The sequence below is a fragment of the Protofrankia sp. CiP3 genome (assembly GCF_917627345.1).
In the GTDB taxonomy this organism is placed as follows: domain Bacteria; phylum Actinomycetota; class Actinomycetes; order Frankiales; family Frankiaceae; genus Protofrankia.
Genome location: NZ_CAKJTM010000104.1, coordinates 11,185 through 12,106, shown reverse-complemented (window position 1 = coordinate 12,106; position 922 = coordinate 11,185). Strand labels below are relative to the sequence as shown.

1 protein-coding gene and 1 pseudogene are annotated in these 922 nt (G+C 66.9%); both read left to right on the top strand.

Going from position 1 to position 922, the window contains the following annotated elements:
• Positions 1–353: pseudogene (locus MJ797_RS22485) on the top strand (integrase); the annotation flags it as partial.
• A gap of 40 nt (positions 354–393) precedes the next feature.
• Positions 394–882, top strand: coding sequence for a hypothetical protein (locus tag MJ797_RS22480; protein WP_239340919.1), 489 nt, complete (start codon positions 394–396; stop codon positions 880–882).
• Positions 883–922 lie beyond the last annotated feature (40 nt).

The following is a 922-nucleotide window of genomic DNA, read 5'->3' as shown; positions in this document are numbered from 1 at the left end:
CCGGCGAGCCCTGGCAGCACTACGACCTCGGCCACGGCTACTGCACCTACACCTTCTTCGAGCAGTGCCCGCACCGCATGGCCTGCGCCAAATGCGACTTCTACACCCCCAAGAACTCCACCAAGGCCCAGCTCCTGGAAGCGAGGACCAACTTGCAGAAGATGCACGCGGCCATCCCGCTCACCGAAGCCGAGCAGGCCGCCGTCGAGGACGGCCAGGCCGCTCTCGACCGACTCCTTCAGCAACTCGCCGACGTCCCCACGCCGGCCGGGCCGGCACCCCGGCAGGTCGACAGGCCCGCTGGGGCGGCTCTGCTGCCGATCGTCGTGGTGAACCGCAGGCCGGCAACGTAATCGACCGGCGCTCACGGCCCTGACCAAGCAACATAGCGGCATGCCGGGTCTTGTCTGGGAGGAGGTCAAGGACCTCTTCGATCCCAACCTCATGGGAGCCCTTCCCGACGTCTTCGTCCCCGACGCCTCCGTCGCGGACTGGCAGGCCCTGTTCCACCTGGTCCAGGCACGCAACTGGCAGTGGCAGTACTCCGAGGGCTCCACGGACCTGCCGCTGCCGTCGGCCGCTGCCGTGCTCGCCCGCCCGGCTGACCGCGAGATCGCGGAACTGAGGGTCTGGCCGCAGCCCGGAGTCCTCGCGATCTTCCGAATCATGTCCGCCGATGAGATCGACTTCGACGTCGATCTGCGGGAACTCCAAGGGCAACTCGGTGTTGACGCGCTCTGCAGCCTCCTGGCAGAGATCGGACGCGAGCTCGGCAAACCGGTGATGATGACGGCGGAGGGCGGGAGCCAGGCCCATCCTGTCCTCGGGTTCGACCCGACCCTCGACCGAGTGGTCACGCTGGCGGATCCGTCACTCGCCTGACCATAAGGCCCCACGAACCTTGACAAATCAGATTCCACAT

Excerpts from the sequence above, each read along its gene's own strand:
- MJ797_RS22480 (WP_239340919.1), top strand. The coding sequence starts at position 394 with ATGCCGGGTCTTGTCTGGGAGGAGGTCAAGGACCTCTTCGATCCCAAC.